Below are 14,815 nucleotides of genomic sequence, written 5' to 3'. Positions count from 1 at the left end.
GCCTCATCGGTTCGTTGTCTGGCGCAGCAGCATGGTGCCACCGCGCTGGGTAAATTCAAGTTTGTTCAGTGCGCTCATGCCGAGCAACACCTGATCGCCATGCAGCCCCGGGGCCACCAGTGCGCGTACATCCCGCAGCACGATGTCGCCCAGTTGCAGGCGTTCGATACGGGTGCGATAGCCCTGGCTCAGGCCATTGGCCGTGCTCAGGGTCACGCCGAATCCTTCTTCGAGCTTCAAGCGCTTGGCCAGGCCCGCCGGAATCGACACATCGGTTGCACCGGTATCGAGCATGAAGTCCACCGGCTGGCCGTTGATCTGGCCGCTGGCGACGAAATGCCCCTGCACATTGCTCACCAGTTTCACCTCGATGAAACCTTCGCCCTGCTCCGAACTGACCACCACATTCGGATTTTGCTGACGCGCTTCCCACTGGGCGAAAAACCGCGTGGCCAGAAACAGCGCCGCACACCAGGCCAGCACCATGAACACCCGGCCGATACGCTGCCCCGGGCGTTGTTGTCTCATGGTTTGGCACTCCAGCCACCTTCCGGTGCGGCGAAGCGCCAGACCACCGGGCGGACTTCGCCATCGGCGCGTGCGCCGAAATTATTGTCGACACCGATCCAGGCGCCATCGGCATCCACGATCAGCGCTTCTTCCAGCCCGTAGTTCTGTGAATAACGACGGTTTTCCTGCAACAACTCGGCGGCGTACGACCAACAGCGCTCGACCTTGGCCGTCTGCGCATCCCGGCGGCAGATCTGGAAGGCATTGCGTTCAAGGGTGAACAGCTTGCCGTTGAACAGCGACAGATCAGAGAAGTCCCGTGGGACAGCCTTGGCATGGGGAAACTGCTCGGGCTGCATTTCCATGCCCGCCTCGCTCAGCAGCACGCAGCCACCGTCGCAATCCCACAACGTTTGCTTGCGCTTGATCATCAGCAGTCCCCGACCTTGACGCTCGGCGGCGAGCCACATCTGATCCCCCGCCGGATTGATCGCCAGCCCTTCGAACAACGCGTTGAATTGCAAGAGCAGGCCTCTGGCCCGTGCTTCGCGAACCATCATCGGCGAAATTTTCAGCCAGGTGGCAGGCCCGGTTGGCGGCACTTGCAAGACAGCGGCATGGCCTTCGCTGACGATGTAGCGATTGCCGGCGCTGTCGCAGGTGATGCCTTCGAAGTCCAGATCGCCGCCACGCACGAACGAAGCTACCCAGACGCGGGACTTCAGCCCCCAGGGCAAACCGCTGTCAGGCACCAGCGGTACGTCGATGCGCACTGTTTGTGCCTGCCACACGGATTCGCGGGTATCGAGGCGGTAGATCTGGTCATCGTCGCGGTCGGAAACCGCCCACAGGTCATTGCCGCACTGCGCCAGGCCGGACAGGTTGCCGCCGCGCATACCCTCGATGACATGCCCGGACAACACGCGCAGCTGTGGCGCCGGCCCGGCAGATACCGTAATCGACGTCAGCAGCAACCCACAGGCCAGGGCAAAGCCCAGACGCATCAGCCCAGCACCTCGGCCAGGTTGCCCTTGGACTCCAGCCAGGTCTTGCGGTCACCGGCGCGCTTCTTCGCCAGCAGCATGTCCATCATTTCCGAGGTCGCCTCGAAATCTTCCAGGGTCAACTGCACCAGACGCCGGGTGTTCGGGTCCATGGTGGTCTCGCGCAGCTGCGGCGGGTTCATTTCGCCCAGCCCCTTGAATCGGGTGACCTGCGGCTTGCCGCGCTTCTTCTCGGCCACCAGGCGATCGAGGATGCCATCGCGTTCGGCTTCATCGAGGGCATAGTAGATCTCTTTGCCCAGGTCGATGCGGTACAACGGCGGCATCGCGACATAGACGTGACCGGCATCCACCAACGGGCGGAAATGCTGGACGAACAAGGCGCACAGCAAGGTCGCGATGTGCAGACCGTCGGAGTCGGCGTCGGCGAGGATGCAGATCTTGCCGTAGCGCAGTTGGCTCATGTCCGCCGCGCCCGGATCGACGCCGATGGCCACGGCGATGTTGTGCACTTCCTGACTGGCGAGCACTTCGCTGCCGTCGACTTCCCAGGTGTTGAGGATCTTGCCGCGCAACGGCAGGATCGCCTGGAATTCCTTGTCCCGCGCTTGCTTGGCGGAACCGCCGGCGGAATCACCTTCCACCAGGAACAGCTCGGAACGCATCGGGTCCTGCCCGGCACAGTCGGCCAGTTTGCCCGGCAGCGCCGGGCCTTGGGTAATGCGTTTGCGCTCGACCTTCTTGCTGGCCTTGAGGCGACGGCCGGCGTTGTTGATCGCCAGTTCCGCCAGCAGCATGCCGGTTTCCGGGTTGGCATTGAGCCACAGGCTGAACGCATCTTTGACCACACCGGAGACGAACGCCGCCGCTTCACGGGACGACAGGCGCTCCTTGGTCTGGCCGGAGAATTGCGGTTCCTGCATCTTCATCGACAGAACGAAGGCGATGCGTTCCCAGACGTCTTCCGGCGCCAGCTTCACGCCGCGCGGCAACAGGCTGCGGAATTCGCAGAACTCGCGCATGGCGTCGAGCAGGCCCTGGCGCAGACCGTTGACGTGAGTGCCGCCCTGGGCCGTCGGGATCAGGTTGACGTAGCTTTCCTGGACCGCGTCGCCACCTTCGGGCAGCCACAGCAGTGCCCAATCCACCGCTTCTTTATTACCGGCCAGGCTGCCGCAGAACGGCTCGTCCGGCAGGCGCTCGAATTCGCTGACCGCATCCACCAGATAGGAACGCAGACCGTCTTCGTAATGCCATTCGACTTTTTCGCCGGTGGCCTTGTCTTCAAAACTGACCAGCAAGCCCGGGCACAGAACGGCCTTGGCCTTGAGCACATGCTTGAGGCGGCTGATGGAGAATTTCGGCGAGTCGAAGTATTTCGGGTCCGGCGCAAAGAATACGCTGGTACCGGTGTTGCGCTTGCCGACGGTACCGATCACTTCCAGCTCGGTCTTTTTGTAACCGTCAGCGAAAGTCATCTGATATTCGTTGCCGTCACGTTTTACACGCACCCGAACTTCGGTGGACAAGGCGTTGACCACGGAAATACCCACTCCGTGCAAGCCACCGGAGAACTGGTAGTTTTTGTTGGAAAACTTGCCGCCGGCATGCAGCTTGGTGAGGATCAACTCGACGCCCGAAACACCTTCCTCGGGGTGAATGTCCACCGGCATGCCACGGCCGTCATCGCTGACTTCCAGGGAATGGTCGGCATGCAGGATCACCTGTACCGATGAGGCATGCCCGGCCAAGGCTTCGTCGACGCTGTTGTCGATGACTTCCTGGGCAAGGTGGTTCGGCCGACTGGTGTCGGTGTACATGCCGGGGCGCTTGCGCACCGGGTCGAGGCCCGAGAGGACTTCGATGGCGTCTGCGTTATAAGAGCTAGCGCTGGGAGTGGCCATGGGGTCTCGTCGTCAGTGTTCGGTGAAAAAGGAATTCATGGGGCTATCGCTCACAATGCGGTGAAATCGATTGCCTGATACAAATCGGCGCCAATGCCGGCAAAACTCAACATGGCCGGCAGTCGCGTGGCAAAACCCTGGAAACTGTGGTCGCCACCGGCCTGAATACGCAAGGCGCATGCCCGGTAATACTGCTGGGCGAGGCGATAGTCCAGCGTTTCGTCAGCCGTCTGCAACCATACCTGATAACGCTGTGGATCCTGGGGCGCCGGCACTTCCAGTTCAGCCAGGGCTGTCACGTGGTCGTGGGTCATTTCCCAGGTCTCATCGGTATACAGGTTTTTCTGCGTCCCCAGAAAGCCGTCGAACATCCGGTGCGGGCTGACGGCAGGGTTGATCAACAGGGCTTTCAAGCCAAGGCGCTCAGCCAGGTGAGTGGCATAGTAGCCGCCGAGCGAGCTGCCGACCAGCAGTGGCCGCCCCAGCTCGGCAATCGCCTGCTCCAGCTGCTCGATAGCCCGGCGCGGATGGTGGTGCAACGCCGGAACACGCAAGTATTCGCTCAGGTCCAGTCGCTCCATCACGTAGATCAACTGGCAGGCCTTCTTCGACAACGGCGAGCTGTTCAAGCCGTGGATATAAAGGATCGAACCGGACATTTGAGCTCCCTGTGCGTCGGCTAAAGAGGCGGAGTTTACAGGGACCCGGGGGAATCGGGGATATCCACGAAAATCAGGGTGTCGGTGAGGACGCCATCGCGAGCAAGCTCGCTCCCACAGGTTTTTTGGAGCGCCTCAGGTCCCTGTGGGAGCGAGCCTGCTCGCGATGACCGCGCCTCGGTTTCTGGAAATGAAAGAGCAATCAGTAGCCGTTGGAGCCGTAATCCACGGTGAAATCGAAGCCGATGACCCGTTCTACCCCGGTTTCCAGCCGTCCATCGGGTAGCAACCGCAACCAGCGATACCCGGGTGCCTGTTCGCCAACCTTGAAATCCTCGCTGCCCGGCTCGAACTGGATGCAGGTCGACGGCGAGGCGATCAGACGCACGCCGTTACGTATTTGATCGATTTCCTGGTGCACATGCCCCCACAGCACGGCGCGCACCTGCGGAAAACGATCCAGCACTTCAAAAAACGCCTCGGGATTGCGCAGACCGATAGGCTCCATCCACGCGCAACCAATCGAAACCGGATGATGATGGAAGCACACCAGATGATGACGCTCCGGCGCTTCGCTCAACGCGCGGGCGAGCAACTGCAACTGTTCATCTTCCAAATAACCTGGCACCGAGCCTGGCACCGCCGAATCGAGCAACGTGACTCGCCAGTTGCCGATATCCACCACAGGTTCCAGCAAAGCGCTCTGCACCGCCGCCTTGGCCATGATTCGCGGCTCATCGTGATTGCCGGGAATCCAGCGTGCCGGCGCATCGAGCTGGCGCGTCATGTCGCGAAATTGCTGGTAGGACTCCAGCGTCCCGTCCTGGGACAGATCCCCCGTGGCCAGGATCAAGTCAATCCGCGGCTGTTGCGCGCGCACCAGTTCGATGACCTTTTGCAGACTGTCGCGGGTGTTCATGCCCAGCAACGCGCCGTCCGCTTCGGCAAACAGGTGACTGTCGGAGAGTTGCACCAATAACGCCGGATCGGCGGTGGTCAATGTGGATACGCTCGGCAAGGCGTTCTCCCAGGGCGTGATCACGGGGATGGGTAAGTGCCGCAATTATGCTGGGGGATGACCGAAAGGGGAAATCCGAGAACCTGACAGGGTTCACAACTAACGTACTACTTCGTACTCATGCCCCAGCGCCAGGCAATGGCTCAGCCATTCGCCCAGAAACATGTTCAGTTGGGCCTTTTCGTCCGGCTGATGCATCGAGGCATTCGGGTAAGGATAGATGCCGCGAAAGCGTCGTGCATGTTCGGCGCTGACCACTTCGGCCATACGGGCGTCGTGATAGACCTGCACTTCCAGTTGCGGCACCGGCAGCCAGGGCAGGCTGTGCTCCTGACGCACTTGCAGGGTCGTGGTGTAAGGACAGGTCAGCAGCACCTCCAGCGCCAGCACGCCGAGCATCTGGTCGCCATGGGTCACGGCGATGCGCCGCGCGGCGGGCTCGCTGCGCATGTCCGGCAGCAGTCGCATCAAGCGCGCGTAGTTCGCCTCGCAGGACGCTTGCAGCCCCACCAGGTCCACCCGATAGCGATCACGCAGCTTGTTTACGACCATAACCCCCTCACTTCAACGCGGTTCAAAGCCAGCCATTGCAAGGCAATGATGCTCGCCGCGTTGGCAATACGTCCGTCGCGTACGGCTTGCAGGGCATCTTCGAACGCCCAGACCGTGACGCGAATATCTTCTGCCTCTTCCTCCAGCCCATGCAGGCCGCCAACCCCGGTAGTGTCGCAACGCCCCAGGTACAGATGCACGAATTCGTTGCTGCCGCCCGGCGATGGAAAGTATTTGGTCATCGGCCAGAGCGCCCCGATTTCAAGCCCAGCTTCCTCCTGCGCCTCTCGGTGAGCAACTGCTTCCGGCACTTCATCCTTGTCGATCAGACCAGCGACCAGTTCGATCAGCCACGGGTTGTCGGTCTTGTCCATGGCACCGACGCGAAACTGCTCGATCAGCACCACTTCATCGCGTTGCGGATCGTAGGGCAGCATGCAGACCGCATCATGGCGAACGAACACTTCACGATTGATCTCGCGGCTCATGCCCCCGGCGAACAATTCGTGGCGCAAGTGCACGCGTTCGAGTTTGTAGAAGCCCTCGTAGCACTTTTCGCGCCGCACGATATCAACGGCGGTCGGAATGGCGTTGGTAAAATCCGTCATGACTATCCTCGTTACTGCAAATCCTGTTCGAGGCTGCTTTTTTTCCGGGCCTCGACTTCGCGCCATCCTAACGCGCCCGTGACGTTTGATGCAGCCCCTTTCCCGTCAGCGGGATAGACGGTGAGGGTGAAACCCACTCTAATTAGCTTAGTGGCGAACTGACTGCTTTGTTGAGAGTCGAAGCCGGTAACTTTTTGCCTTCCCCTGTTTCAGAAAGGACGCTCATGTCGCTTTTCAAAATCGCCTCCGTGGCCACTATCGCCCTGACCCTGGGCGCTTGCGCGAGCCTGTTCCAGCCCAACTACCGGACGCCGCTGGAAACCACCCGCGACGCCTCCGAGCAACTCAAGCCCGGTTGCAGCAACCCGGATTGCCCGCTGGTCAACATCGACACCCTGCACTTTGCGGACGAGCCCGCACTGGACGGCATCATCGAAAAGCGCCTGCTGCAAATGACCCGCACCTCGCCCGACGCACCAGTCGCGCCGACCCTGGCGGCCTACCGCGAAGAGTTTTTGCGCACCGCCGGCCCGCGCTACAGCAGCTATCTGCAGGCGAAGGTACGTGAGCAGCATGACGGATTGGTGATCGTCGAATTGTCCAGTTACCTGGACACCGGCGGTGCCCATGGCACCCCGGGTCGAGGTTTCATCAACTATTCGCGCCAACAGCATAAAGTGCTGACGCTGTCGGACATGCTGGTGCCGGGGCAGGAAGACGCGTTCTGGAAAGCCGCGCAAGTGGCACACAACAGCTGGTTGATCAGCACCAAGCTCGATCAGGAACCGGAGTTCGTGAAGAGCTGGCCGTTCCAGAAAACCCGGAACGTGGCGCTGACCTACGGTGGGGTGATCCTCAAGTACGAAACCAGCACCATCGCGCCTTACGCGCTGGGCCATGTCGAACTGAAGATCCCCTACCCTCGCCTGAACGGCATCATCAAGCCCGAGCTGTTTCCCGGCCGTAACTGAAGGCCCGGCCCAGCACCAGCTGGAGCAACCCTGCCACTACCAGTGCCGGCAGGGTTGCGCCGATATCCGGATACAGGTTGGCCAACAAGTGATAGGTGCTGACCCCGCCCAGCCAGGCGAGCAGCGCTGGCCAGCGCAATGCGGCCCAGGCCACCTGGGCACTGCGCTTGCGCAGGATGAAGTGGTCCACCAGCACCACGCCGAACAACGGCGCAAACACCGAACCGATCAGCAGCAGGAAGTTCTGGTACTGGGCCAGCGGCGCCAGCAGGGCAATCAGCGTGCAGATAACGCCGATGGCCAGTGCCAGGTGTTCGACCTTGGCGCGCAACAGAATCCCGCTGGACACCGCCGCCGAGTGAATATCGGCAAAAGCGTTTTCCGATTCATCCAGAAGAATCAGCAGCAGCGGAATCCCCAGGCCGGCCCCGGCCAGCGCCAGCAGCAAGGCATTGACTTCACCGCTCGGCGCGAACGCCAGGGTGTAAGCCACGCCCAGGCTCATCAGCCAGAAATTACCGATGAAGAAACCAATGGCGGTGCCACCGAAGACGTTTTTCGCCCGTTTGCCGAAACGCGAGTAGTCGGCAATCAATGGCAACCACGACAGCGGCATGGCAATCGCGATGTCGAACCCCACGGCGAACGGCATCGAACCGTCACCGGCCTGGGCCCACAACGCGGCCAGGTCAGCCTTGGCGAACAGGTTCCAGGTCAGCCAGGTGCACGCGGCCAGCAGCAGCCAGATACCCCATTTGCGCAGGATCTGCCGCACGAAAGTCAATGGACCGCTAACGGCCAACAAGGTCGCCAGTGCGCCGAAGATCAGCGTCCACAGCACCGGATTGGACAACAGGCTGCCTTCGCTGAAGGCCTTGGCGCCCAGCAGGCTGGCGGCATCGCGCATAACGATGATTTCGAACGAACCCCAGCCGATCAGTTGCAGCAGATTCAGCACCGCCGGCAGGCTCGCGCCTTTTGCACCGAGGCTGAGCTTGAGCGCGGCCATCGACGACAGACCGGTGTCGCTGCCGATCACCCCGACCGCCGCCAGCAGCAGAACGCCGACCAGGGTGCCGAGGAAAATCGCCAGCAACGAACCGGAAAGGCCCAGGCCTGGTGCGAGCAATGCACCGGTCTGCAACACCATCAGGCCGATGCCGAGGGAGAACCACAGGGAAAACAGGTCGCGACCGCCGAAGACACGTTTGTCGCTCGGCACCGCGATATCGGGGGAGTAAGTGCTGGGTTGAATGCTCAAGGGTGTTATCTCAGAGGGACATTTGTTGTTGTGTTGACCGCTATCGCCAGCAGGCTGGCTCCCACAGGGGACATGTGAACGCCACAGATCCAGTGTGGGAGCCAGCCTGCTGGCGATGGGGCCTATGCAGGCCCCGCCCTTTCAGGTCAGATCAAACTTTCTGATACAGCTGACTGCCTTCCTGCTTGAAGCGCTCGGCCTGTTCGGCCATGCCCTGGGCGACGTCCACGTCAACCGCCTCGATCCGCTGGTTGGCCGCATACTCGCGGACTTCCTGAGTGATCTTCATCGAGCAGAATTTCGGCCCGCACATCGAGCAGAAGTGCGCGACCTTGGCCGAGTCCTTCGGCAGGGTTTCATCGTGATACGAACGCGCGGTGTCCGGATCGAGGCCCAGGTTGAACTGGTCCTCCCAGCGGAACTCGAAACGCGCCTTGCTCAAGGCATTGTCGCGGATCTGTGCGCCCGGGTGCCCCTTCGCCAGATCGGCGGCGTGCGCGGCGATCTTGTAGGTGATGATCCCGGTCTTCACGTCATCCTTGTTCGGCAGGCCCAGGTGTTCCTTCGGCGTCACGTAGCAGAGCATGGCGCAGCCGAACCAGCCGATCATCGCCGCACCGATACCGGAGGTGATGTGGTCGTATCCCGGCGCGATGTCGGTGGTCAGCGGGCCGAGGGTGTAGAACGGCGCCTCGTCGCAGCACTCCAGCTGCTTGTCCATGTTCTCTTTGATCAACTGCATCGGCACGTGGCCAGGACCTTCGATCATGCACTGCACGTCGTGTTTCCAGGCAATCTTGGTCAGCTCGCCGAGGGTTTCCAGCTCGCCGAACTGCGCTTCGTCGTTGGCGTCGGCAATCGACCCCGGACGCAGGCCATCGCCCAGCGAGAAGCTGACGTCGTAGGCCTTCATGATTTCGCAGATGTCTTCGAAATGGGTGTAGAGGAAGTTCTCTTTGTGGTGCGCCAGGCACCACTTGGCCATGATCGAACCGCCGCGGGAGACGATGCCGGTCACACGCTTGGCGGTCATCGGCACGTAGCGCAGCAACACGCCGGCGTGGATGGTGAAGTAGTCGACGCCCTGCTCGGCCTGCTCGATCAGCGTGTCGCGGAACAGCTCCCAGGTCAGGTCTTCGGCCACGCCGCCGACTTTTTCCAGGGCCTGGTAGATAGGCACCGTACCGATCGGCACCGGCGAGTTACGGATGATCCACTCACGGGTTTCGTGGATGTGCTTGCCGGTGGACAGGTCCATGACCGTGTCCGAACCCCAGCGAATGCCCCAGGTCAGTTTCGCCACTTCTTCTTCGATGGACGAACCCAGTGCGCTGTTGCCGATGTTGCCGTTGATCTTCACCAGGAAGTTACGGCCGATGATCATCGGTTCCAGTTCGGTGTGGTTGATGTTGGCCGGAATGATCGCGCGGCCACGGGCGATTTCGTCACGGACGAATTCAGGGGTGATGATTTTCGGCACGCTGGCGCCGAAGCTGTGGCCGGCGTGTTGCTGGTCCAGCACGCCGGCGGCACGGGCCACTTCCAGCTTCATGTTTTCGCGGATGGCGACGTATTCCATCTCGGCGGTGATGATGCCTTGGCGGGCGTAGTGCATCTGGCTGACGTTGGCCCCCGGCTTGGCGCGGCGCGGGTTGTTGACGTGGGCGAAGCGCAGCTTGGTCAATTCCGGATCGGCAAGGCGCTCCTGGCCGAAATTCGAGCTCAGGCCGCTCAGGCGCTCGGTGTCGCCACGGGATTCGATCCACGGCGAACGCACATCGGCCAGGCCTTTGCGCACGTCGATGATGACATTGGGATCGGTGTACGGGCCCGAGGTGTCGTACACCACTACCGGTGCGTTGACCTCGCCGCCGAAGTCGGTCGGCGTCACGTCGAGGCTGATTTCGCGCATCGGCACGAGGATGTCCGGGCGAGTGCCCTGAACATAGATTTTTTGCGAGCGGGTAAACGGCTGCACCGATTGCTGATCGACCTTGGCCGAGTCACTCAGGTTGGTGGCGATTTTTGATTTTGTAGTCATCACGGGCTCTCCAGACACACATCCAGGCAGTGGATTTTTTGTCGGAGCGAACCTGTAAACGAATGGACGCACGGGCGCTGGAGAAACCAGCTGTGCTGTGCTCAGTGCTCGAGGGGTGTTCGATTGTCGAACAACATCCCGGACGAAGCACAAGAGGACTCGCCGGGTGACGAGAAATCTTGTTCCCTACGCAGGCGCTAACCTGATCAGGTTCAACGGGATCCGAAATTATTCGATCTCAGCCTCATAGCAAGGCACCCCGACAAGAACCCGGCCAGTCTAGACACAACTGGCAAAGAACGCCAACCCCACTGCAAGTGCCGTGATGAATGGCGTAATTACACGCAGTATCAGGATTGTTGCCGTACCAATGCACAACTACACTCGCTACGCTGAGCCGCGCATTGACGCTGTCAAACCATGGCCTTAGCCTTGGCGCTCAAATTACCTCCGTAATATCAATTCTAGGGATCGTCTATGCTGCGCAAACTCTCACTGGCCCTTGCCGTGTCTTGTGCGTCCAACGGAATGGCCTGGGCAGCAGATGTGCCCTTATCGGCCAAGACGGACCTGGTCAGCGTTTATCAGGAAGCCGTCAACAACAACGCCGACCTGGCGGCTGCCATTGCCCAATACGGCGCGCAGAAAGAAGTCGTGCCCCAGGCCCGCGCCGGGCTGCTGCCGAACCTCTCGGGCGGCGCCAATATTTCCGAGGTGCGTACGTCGCTCGATCAACCTTCGAGTACGACCAACCGCGATGCTCATTCGTACCAGGCCACCCTGGCGCAACCCTTGTTCCGCGCCGATCGCTGGTTCCAGTTCCAGGCCGCCAAGGAAGTCAACGAACAGGCTGCCCTGCAACTCTCGGCGACCGAGCAAAACCTGATCCTGCAAACCGCTGACAGCTATTTCAATGTGCTGCGCAGCCAGGACAACCTGGCCTCGACCAAGGCCGAAGAAGCGGCGTTCAAACGCCAGCTCGATCAATCCAACGAGCGTTTCGATGTCGGCCTCTCGGACAAGACCGACGTGTTGAACTCACAGGCCAGCTACGACACCGCACGCGCCAACCGCATCGTTGCGCAGCGCCAGGTGGACGACGCCTTTGAAGCATTGATCACCCTGACCAACCGCCAGTACAACTCGATCTGGGGCATCAGCCATAACCTGCCGATCCTGCCGCCAGTACCGAACGACGCCAAGGCCTGGGTCGAAACGGCGGGCCGACAGAACCTCAATCTGTTGGCCAGCAACTATGCCGTCAGCGCCGCCGAGCAGACCCTCAAGCAACGCAGGTCCGGGCACTTGCCAACGGTTGACGCGGTCGCCAAGTACGAGAAAGGCGACAACGATGCGCTGGGCTTCAGCAATCCGGTTCCCTTGGGCCAACCATCCTATGGCGGCAACGTCGAGCAAACCACCGTGGGCCTGCAACTGAACATCCCGATCTACAGCGGCGGCCTGATCAATTCCCAGGTGCGTCAGTCCTATGCACAGCTGGACCAGACCGAGCAGCAACGCGAATCCCTGCGCCGCAGCATCGTGGAAAACACCCGCGACCTGCACCGCGCGGTAAACACCGATGTCGAGCAGGTACAGGCGCGCAAGCAATCGATCATCTCCAACCAGAGCGCGGTGGAAGCGACTGAAATCGGCTATCAGGTAGGTACGCGAAACATCGTCGACGTGCTGGATGCGCAGCGCTCGCTCTACACCTCGGTGCGCGACTACAACAACACCCGCTACGACTACATCCTCGACAACCTGCGTTTGAAGCAACAGGCCGGCACGTTGAATCCGGGGGATCTGCAAACCCTGGCACGCTGGCTCAACCCGAACTACAACCCGGACAAGGATTTCTTGCCTCCGGATCTGGCCAAGGCGGCAGAGGAGCAATTGAAGGCGCGGCCTGATCAGTAAAAGCTAAAGCTTCGCGAGCAGGCTCGCTCCCACAGTGTTTCGAGTGTGGGGCGAGCCTGCTCGCGAATGAATACAACTCGGTCTAACGCTCGATCAACCGCCCCAACCCGTCCAGCAACCGCTGCAATGCCCCCTGATTGGCGCGCATCACGTTCAACCCGGCCTCTGCCATGCGCTGCGCATCTCGCGGCAGTTCGAACAGCCGCTGCACCGCCACCGCCAGCCCTTCGGCATCTTCCACTTCCTGCAACGCCCCGGCACTGCGCAACTGCGCGGCGATTTCGAGGAAGTTGAAAAGATGCGGACCGCTCAATACCGGTTTAGCCAGGGCCGCCGGCTCCAGCAGGTTATGCCCGCCATTGGGCACCAGGCTGCCGCCGACGAATGCACTGTCAGCCAGGGCGTAGAGAAACAGCAACTCGCCCATGGTGTCGCCCAGCAGCACTGAGGTATTCGCGCTGACCGCATCGCCACTGGAACGCCGGACCGTGGCAAAACCTTGTTGCTGGCACAACCCGTACACCGGATTGAAGCGTTCCGGATGACGCGGCACCAGAATCAGCAGGGCATCGGGGTGACTGGCCAACAACTGACGATGAGCCGCCAGCACCACCTCGTCTTCGCCGTCATGGGTACTGGCCGCGATCCACACCGGTCGTTCCAGCGCCTGCCATTGCCCACGCAGCTCAACAGCGCGCTCCAGCAGTTGCGGGTCGATGGTCAGGTCGAACTTGATCGAACCGGTCACTTCGACGGTTTCGGTCCGCGCGCCCAAGTCGCGCAAGCGTTGCGCCTCGGCTTCGGTCTGCACCGCGAACAGGCTCATCTCGGCCAGCATCGGCTGGGTCAACTTGGGGAACCGACCGTATCCCCTGGCCGAACGCTCGGACAGCCGCGCATTGGCCAACGCCACGGGGATCCCGCGTTTGGCGCATTGATGGATATGGTTGGGCCACAGCTCGGTTTCCATGATCACTGCCAGTTTCGGCTGAACCCGATCGAGGAAACGCCGGGCAGCGCAAGGCAAGTCATAGGGCAGATAACAGTGCTGGATGCGCGGCTCTTGGGCGAACAGTGCATGGATGCGCTCCGAACCGGTCGGGGTCATGCAGGTCACGGTGATCGGCAGATCCGGATAACGCGCCAGCAAGGCACGAATCATCGGTGCCGCCGCAATGCTTTCGCCCACCGACACAGCGTGCACCCAGATGCCGCCCGGTTTCATCGCCGGCATCCCGCAGGAGAAGCGCTCGCCGATGCGCCTGGCATATGCCGGCGCCTTGCGCGCACGCAGCCACAGCCGAATCGCTACCAATGGCAGCCCCAGATAAAACAGCGCGGTGTAGAGAGTTCTATTCATGGCGGCGGAGTTTATCGGCTTTTTTCGCCTATCGTCTGCAAGTGCACGGCAAAACGTTCGGCGAGCCAGCGCGCGGCCGGACCAAGCGGTTCATCCCGGCGCCACACCAGTTCCACTACCAGGGCCGGCGGGGTCCATTCGCTGACCAGTTCGACCATCTGGTTCTGATAGGTCGGGTACTGCACCACGTGGCGCGGCAACCAGGCCCAGCCGAGGCCACGCACCAGCCATTCGGCCATCACATAGAAGCTGTCGGCGCGCCAGACCTGCGGGCTGGCCGGATCACTGCCGGGATAAATGCTCGACTCCGTGGACATCAGCAACTGCCGATGTAGCGCCAGTTGTTGGCCGTCCACTGCGCCTTTGTCCGCCAACGGATGATCCTTGCCACACACCGTGACCATTTCCACGCTGCCCAGCACCCGCCGCTCAAGCGCCTCGGGAATCTGATCGTGAAAGAAAAGCAGCCCCAGATCGGCGCGCCGCTCCACCAGCTTGCGCGCGACATCGCCTTGGGCGGCGCTGGTCAGTTGCACTTCAAGGCTGGGGAATTTTTCCGCCAGGGCTTCGAAGCTTTCGATGATCGGCTGATAAGGCATCGCCTCATCCTGTGCCACGCGCAGTCGCGCCTCTTGCCCGCGCATCATCGCCAATGCCCGGCCGTTGAGCCTTTCGCACTGGCGCAACACCTCCCGTGCTTCGTCCAGCAAAGCCGTACCGGCTTCAGTGAGTTTCGGCTGACGGCCACTGCTGCGGTCGAACAGGCTGACGCCCAGGTCTTCCTCCAGCAACGCTATCGAACTGCTGACCGCCGACTGCGCCTTGCGCTGACCGCGCGCCACGGCAGAAAACGAACGCTGCTCCGCTACGCTGACAAACAACCGCAACTGCTCCAGATTCCATTGCATGCTCATGGCTCAACCCATCTCTTAAACAGATAGGTAATGACTTTACCGCATCTGGCGAATCTCTAGAATGCCGACCTCAGAGAGCAACACTTCACACGA

The 14,815-nt window shown here is 61.2% G+C and carries 13 protein-coding genes and 1 riboswitch; of the genes, 2 read left to right on the top strand and 11 right to left on the bottom strand.

The window, feature by feature from the left end:
- Positions 1 to 3: 3 nt before the first annotated feature.
- The 7 genes from AC3ITA_RS02360 to AC3ITA_RS02330 all read right to left on the bottom strand — a co-directional run bounded on the left by AC3ITA_RS02360 (position 4) and on the right by AC3ITA_RS02330 (position 6,255).
- Positions 4 to 528 carry a retropepsin-like aspartic protease family protein gene (locus tag AC3ITA_RS02360; protein WP_095943186.1) on the bottom strand — a complete coding sequence of 175 codons (525 nt, stop codon included), beginning with the start codon at positions 526 to 528 and terminating at the stop codon, positions 4 to 6.
- Positions 525 to 1,514, bottom strand: coding sequence for an esterase-like activity of phytase family protein (locus AC3ITA_RS02355; RefSeq protein WP_489279313.1), 990 nt, complete (start codon positions 1,512 to 1,514; stop codon positions 525 to 527). Before AC3ITA_RS02355 ends, AC3ITA_RS02360 begins: the two co-directional genes overlap by 4 nt.
- The gene (gene parE / locus AC3ITA_RS02350) at positions 1,514 to 3,418 is read right to left on the bottom strand and encodes a DNA topoisomerase IV subunit B (protein ID WP_414927907.1); all 1,905 of its coding nucleotides are present in this window, start codon (positions 3,416 to 3,418) and stop codon (positions 1,514 to 1,516) included. Before parE ends, AC3ITA_RS02355 begins: the two co-directional genes overlap by 1 nt.
- 50 nt (positions 3,419 to 3,468) lie before the next feature.
- Positions 3,469 to 4,077, bottom strand: coding sequence for a YqiA/YcfP family alpha/beta fold hydrolase (locus AC3ITA_RS02345; protein ID WP_489279310.1), 609 nt, complete (start codon positions 4,075 to 4,077; stop codon positions 3,469 to 3,471).
- 202 nt (positions 4,078 to 4,279) lie between these two features.
- Positions 4,280 to 5,095 carry a 3',5'-cyclic-AMP phosphodiesterase gene (cpdA, locus tag AC3ITA_RS02340; protein ID WP_489279309.1) on the bottom strand — a complete coding sequence of 272 codons (816 nt, stop codon included), beginning with the start codon at positions 5,093 to 5,095 and terminating at the stop codon, positions 4,280 to 4,282.
- A gap of 99 nt (positions 5,096 to 5,194) precedes the next feature.
- Positions 5,195 to 5,647, bottom strand: coding sequence for a DUF1249 domain-containing protein (locus tag AC3ITA_RS02335; protein WP_007977461.1), 453 nt, complete (start codon positions 5,645 to 5,647; stop codon positions 5,195 to 5,197).
- Positions 5,638 to 6,255 carry an NUDIX domain-containing protein gene (locus AC3ITA_RS02330; RefSeq protein ID WP_095943191.1) on the bottom strand — a complete coding sequence of 206 codons (618 nt, stop codon included), beginning with the start codon at positions 6,253 to 6,255 and terminating at the stop codon, positions 5,638 to 5,640. The genes AC3ITA_RS02335 and AC3ITA_RS02330 overlap by 10 nt, the downstream gene beginning before the upstream one ends.
- A gap of 224 nt (positions 6,256 to 6,479) precedes the next feature.
- On the opposite strand from AC3ITA_RS02330, the gene AC3ITA_RS02325 reads away from it, so the two are divergent.
- Entirely contained in the window at positions 6,480 to 7,226 is a 747-nt protein-coding gene (locus AC3ITA_RS02325; protein ID WP_095943192.1) for an RsiV family protein, read from the top strand.
- Here AC3ITA_RS02325 and cytX read toward each other — a convergent pair.
- Both cytX and thiC read right to left on the bottom strand, forming a co-directional pair.
- Complete coding sequence (gene cytX / locus AC3ITA_RS02320) at positions 7,195 to 8,487, bottom strand: putative hydroxymethylpyrimidine transporter CytX (protein ID WP_489279308.1); 1,293 nt, start codon at positions 8,485 to 8,487, stop codon at positions 7,195 to 7,197. The genes AC3ITA_RS02325 and cytX overlap by 32 nt on opposite strands.
- Positions 8,488 to 8,638: 151 nt before the next feature.
- Complete coding sequence (thiC, locus tag AC3ITA_RS02315; RefSeq protein ID WP_489279307.1) at positions 8,639 to 10,528, bottom strand: phosphomethylpyrimidine synthase ThiC; 1,890 nt, start codon at positions 10,526 to 10,528, stop codon at positions 8,639 to 8,641.
- A 166-nt stretch (positions 10,529 to 10,694) separates the two neighbouring features.
- Positions 10,695 to 10,800: riboswitch (TPP riboswitch) on the bottom strand.
- Positions 10,801 to 11,005: 205 nt separating this feature from the next.
- Between thiC and AC3ITA_RS02310 the strand changes: the two genes are divergently transcribed.
- Entirely contained in the window at positions 11,006 to 12,448 is a 1,443-nt protein-coding gene (locus AC3ITA_RS02310) for a TolC family outer membrane protein (protein WP_489279305.1), read from the top strand.
- An 82-nt stretch (positions 12,449 to 12,530) separates the two neighbouring features.
- On the opposite strand, the gene waaA is transcribed toward AC3ITA_RS02310, so the two are convergent.
- Both waaA and AC3ITA_RS02300 read right to left on the bottom strand, forming a co-directional pair.
- Positions 12,531 to 13,808 (bottom strand): lipid IV(A) 3-deoxy-D-manno-octulosonic acid transferase, encoded by a 1,278-nt coding sequence (waaA, locus tag AC3ITA_RS02305; protein WP_489279303.1) that lies wholly within the window; start codon positions 13,806 to 13,808, stop codon positions 12,531 to 12,533.
- Between the two features lie 11 nt (positions 13,809 to 13,819).
- A complete protein-coding gene (locus AC3ITA_RS02300) occupies positions 13,820 to 14,722 on the bottom strand; it encodes a LysR family transcriptional regulator (protein WP_172435322.1) in 903 nt (300 codons plus the stop codon).
- Between the last annotated feature and the right edge of the window lie 93 nt (positions 14,723 to 14,815).

This window comes from Pseudomonas sp. GL_090 (assembly GCF_057837765.1).
Note: the sequence above shows the minus strand (reverse complement) of the source record. Positions and strands in the feature narration are given on the sequence as shown.

Coding starts and splice junctions, on each gene's coding strand:
- AC3ITA_RS02360 (WP_095943186.1), bottom strand. CDS start 528: ATGAGACAACAACGCCCGGGGCAGCGTATCGGCCGGGTGTTCATGGTG.
- AC3ITA_RS02355 (WP_489279313.1), bottom strand. CDS start 1,514: ATGCGTCTGGGCTTTGCCCTGGCCTGTGGGTTGCTGCTGACGTCGATT.
- parE (WP_414927907.1), bottom strand. CDS start 3,418: ATGGCCACTCCCAGCGCTAGCTCTTATAACGCAGACGCCATCGAAGTC.
- AC3ITA_RS02345 (WP_489279310.1), bottom strand. CDS start 4,077: ATGTCCGGTTCGATCCTTTATATCCACGGCTTGAACAGCTCGCCGTTG.
- AC3ITA_RS02335 (WP_007977461.1), bottom strand. CDS start 5,647: ATGGTCGTAAACAAGCTGCGTGATCGCTATCGGGTGGACCTGGTGGGG.
- AC3ITA_RS02330 (WP_095943191.1), bottom strand. CDS start 6,255: ATGACGGATTTTACCAACGCCATTCCGACCGCCGTTGATATCGTGCGG.
- AC3ITA_RS02325 (WP_095943192.1), top strand. CDS start 6,480: ATGTCGCTTTTCAAAATCGCCTCCGTGGCCACTATCGCCCTGACCCTG.
- thiC (WP_489279307.1), bottom strand. CDS start 10,528: ATGACTACAAAATCAAAAATCGCCACCAACCTGAGTGACTCGGCCAAG.
- AC3ITA_RS02310 (WP_489279305.1), top strand. CDS start 11,006: ATGCTGCGCAAACTCTCACTGGCCCTTGCCGTGTCTTGTGCGTCCAAC.
- waaA (WP_489279303.1), bottom strand. CDS start 13,808: ATGAATAGAACTCTCTACACCGCGCTGTTTTATCTGGGGCTGCCATTG.
- AC3ITA_RS02300 (WP_172435322.1), bottom strand. CDS start 14,722: ATGAGCATGCAATGGAATCTGGAGCAGTTGCGGTTGTTTGTCAGCGTA.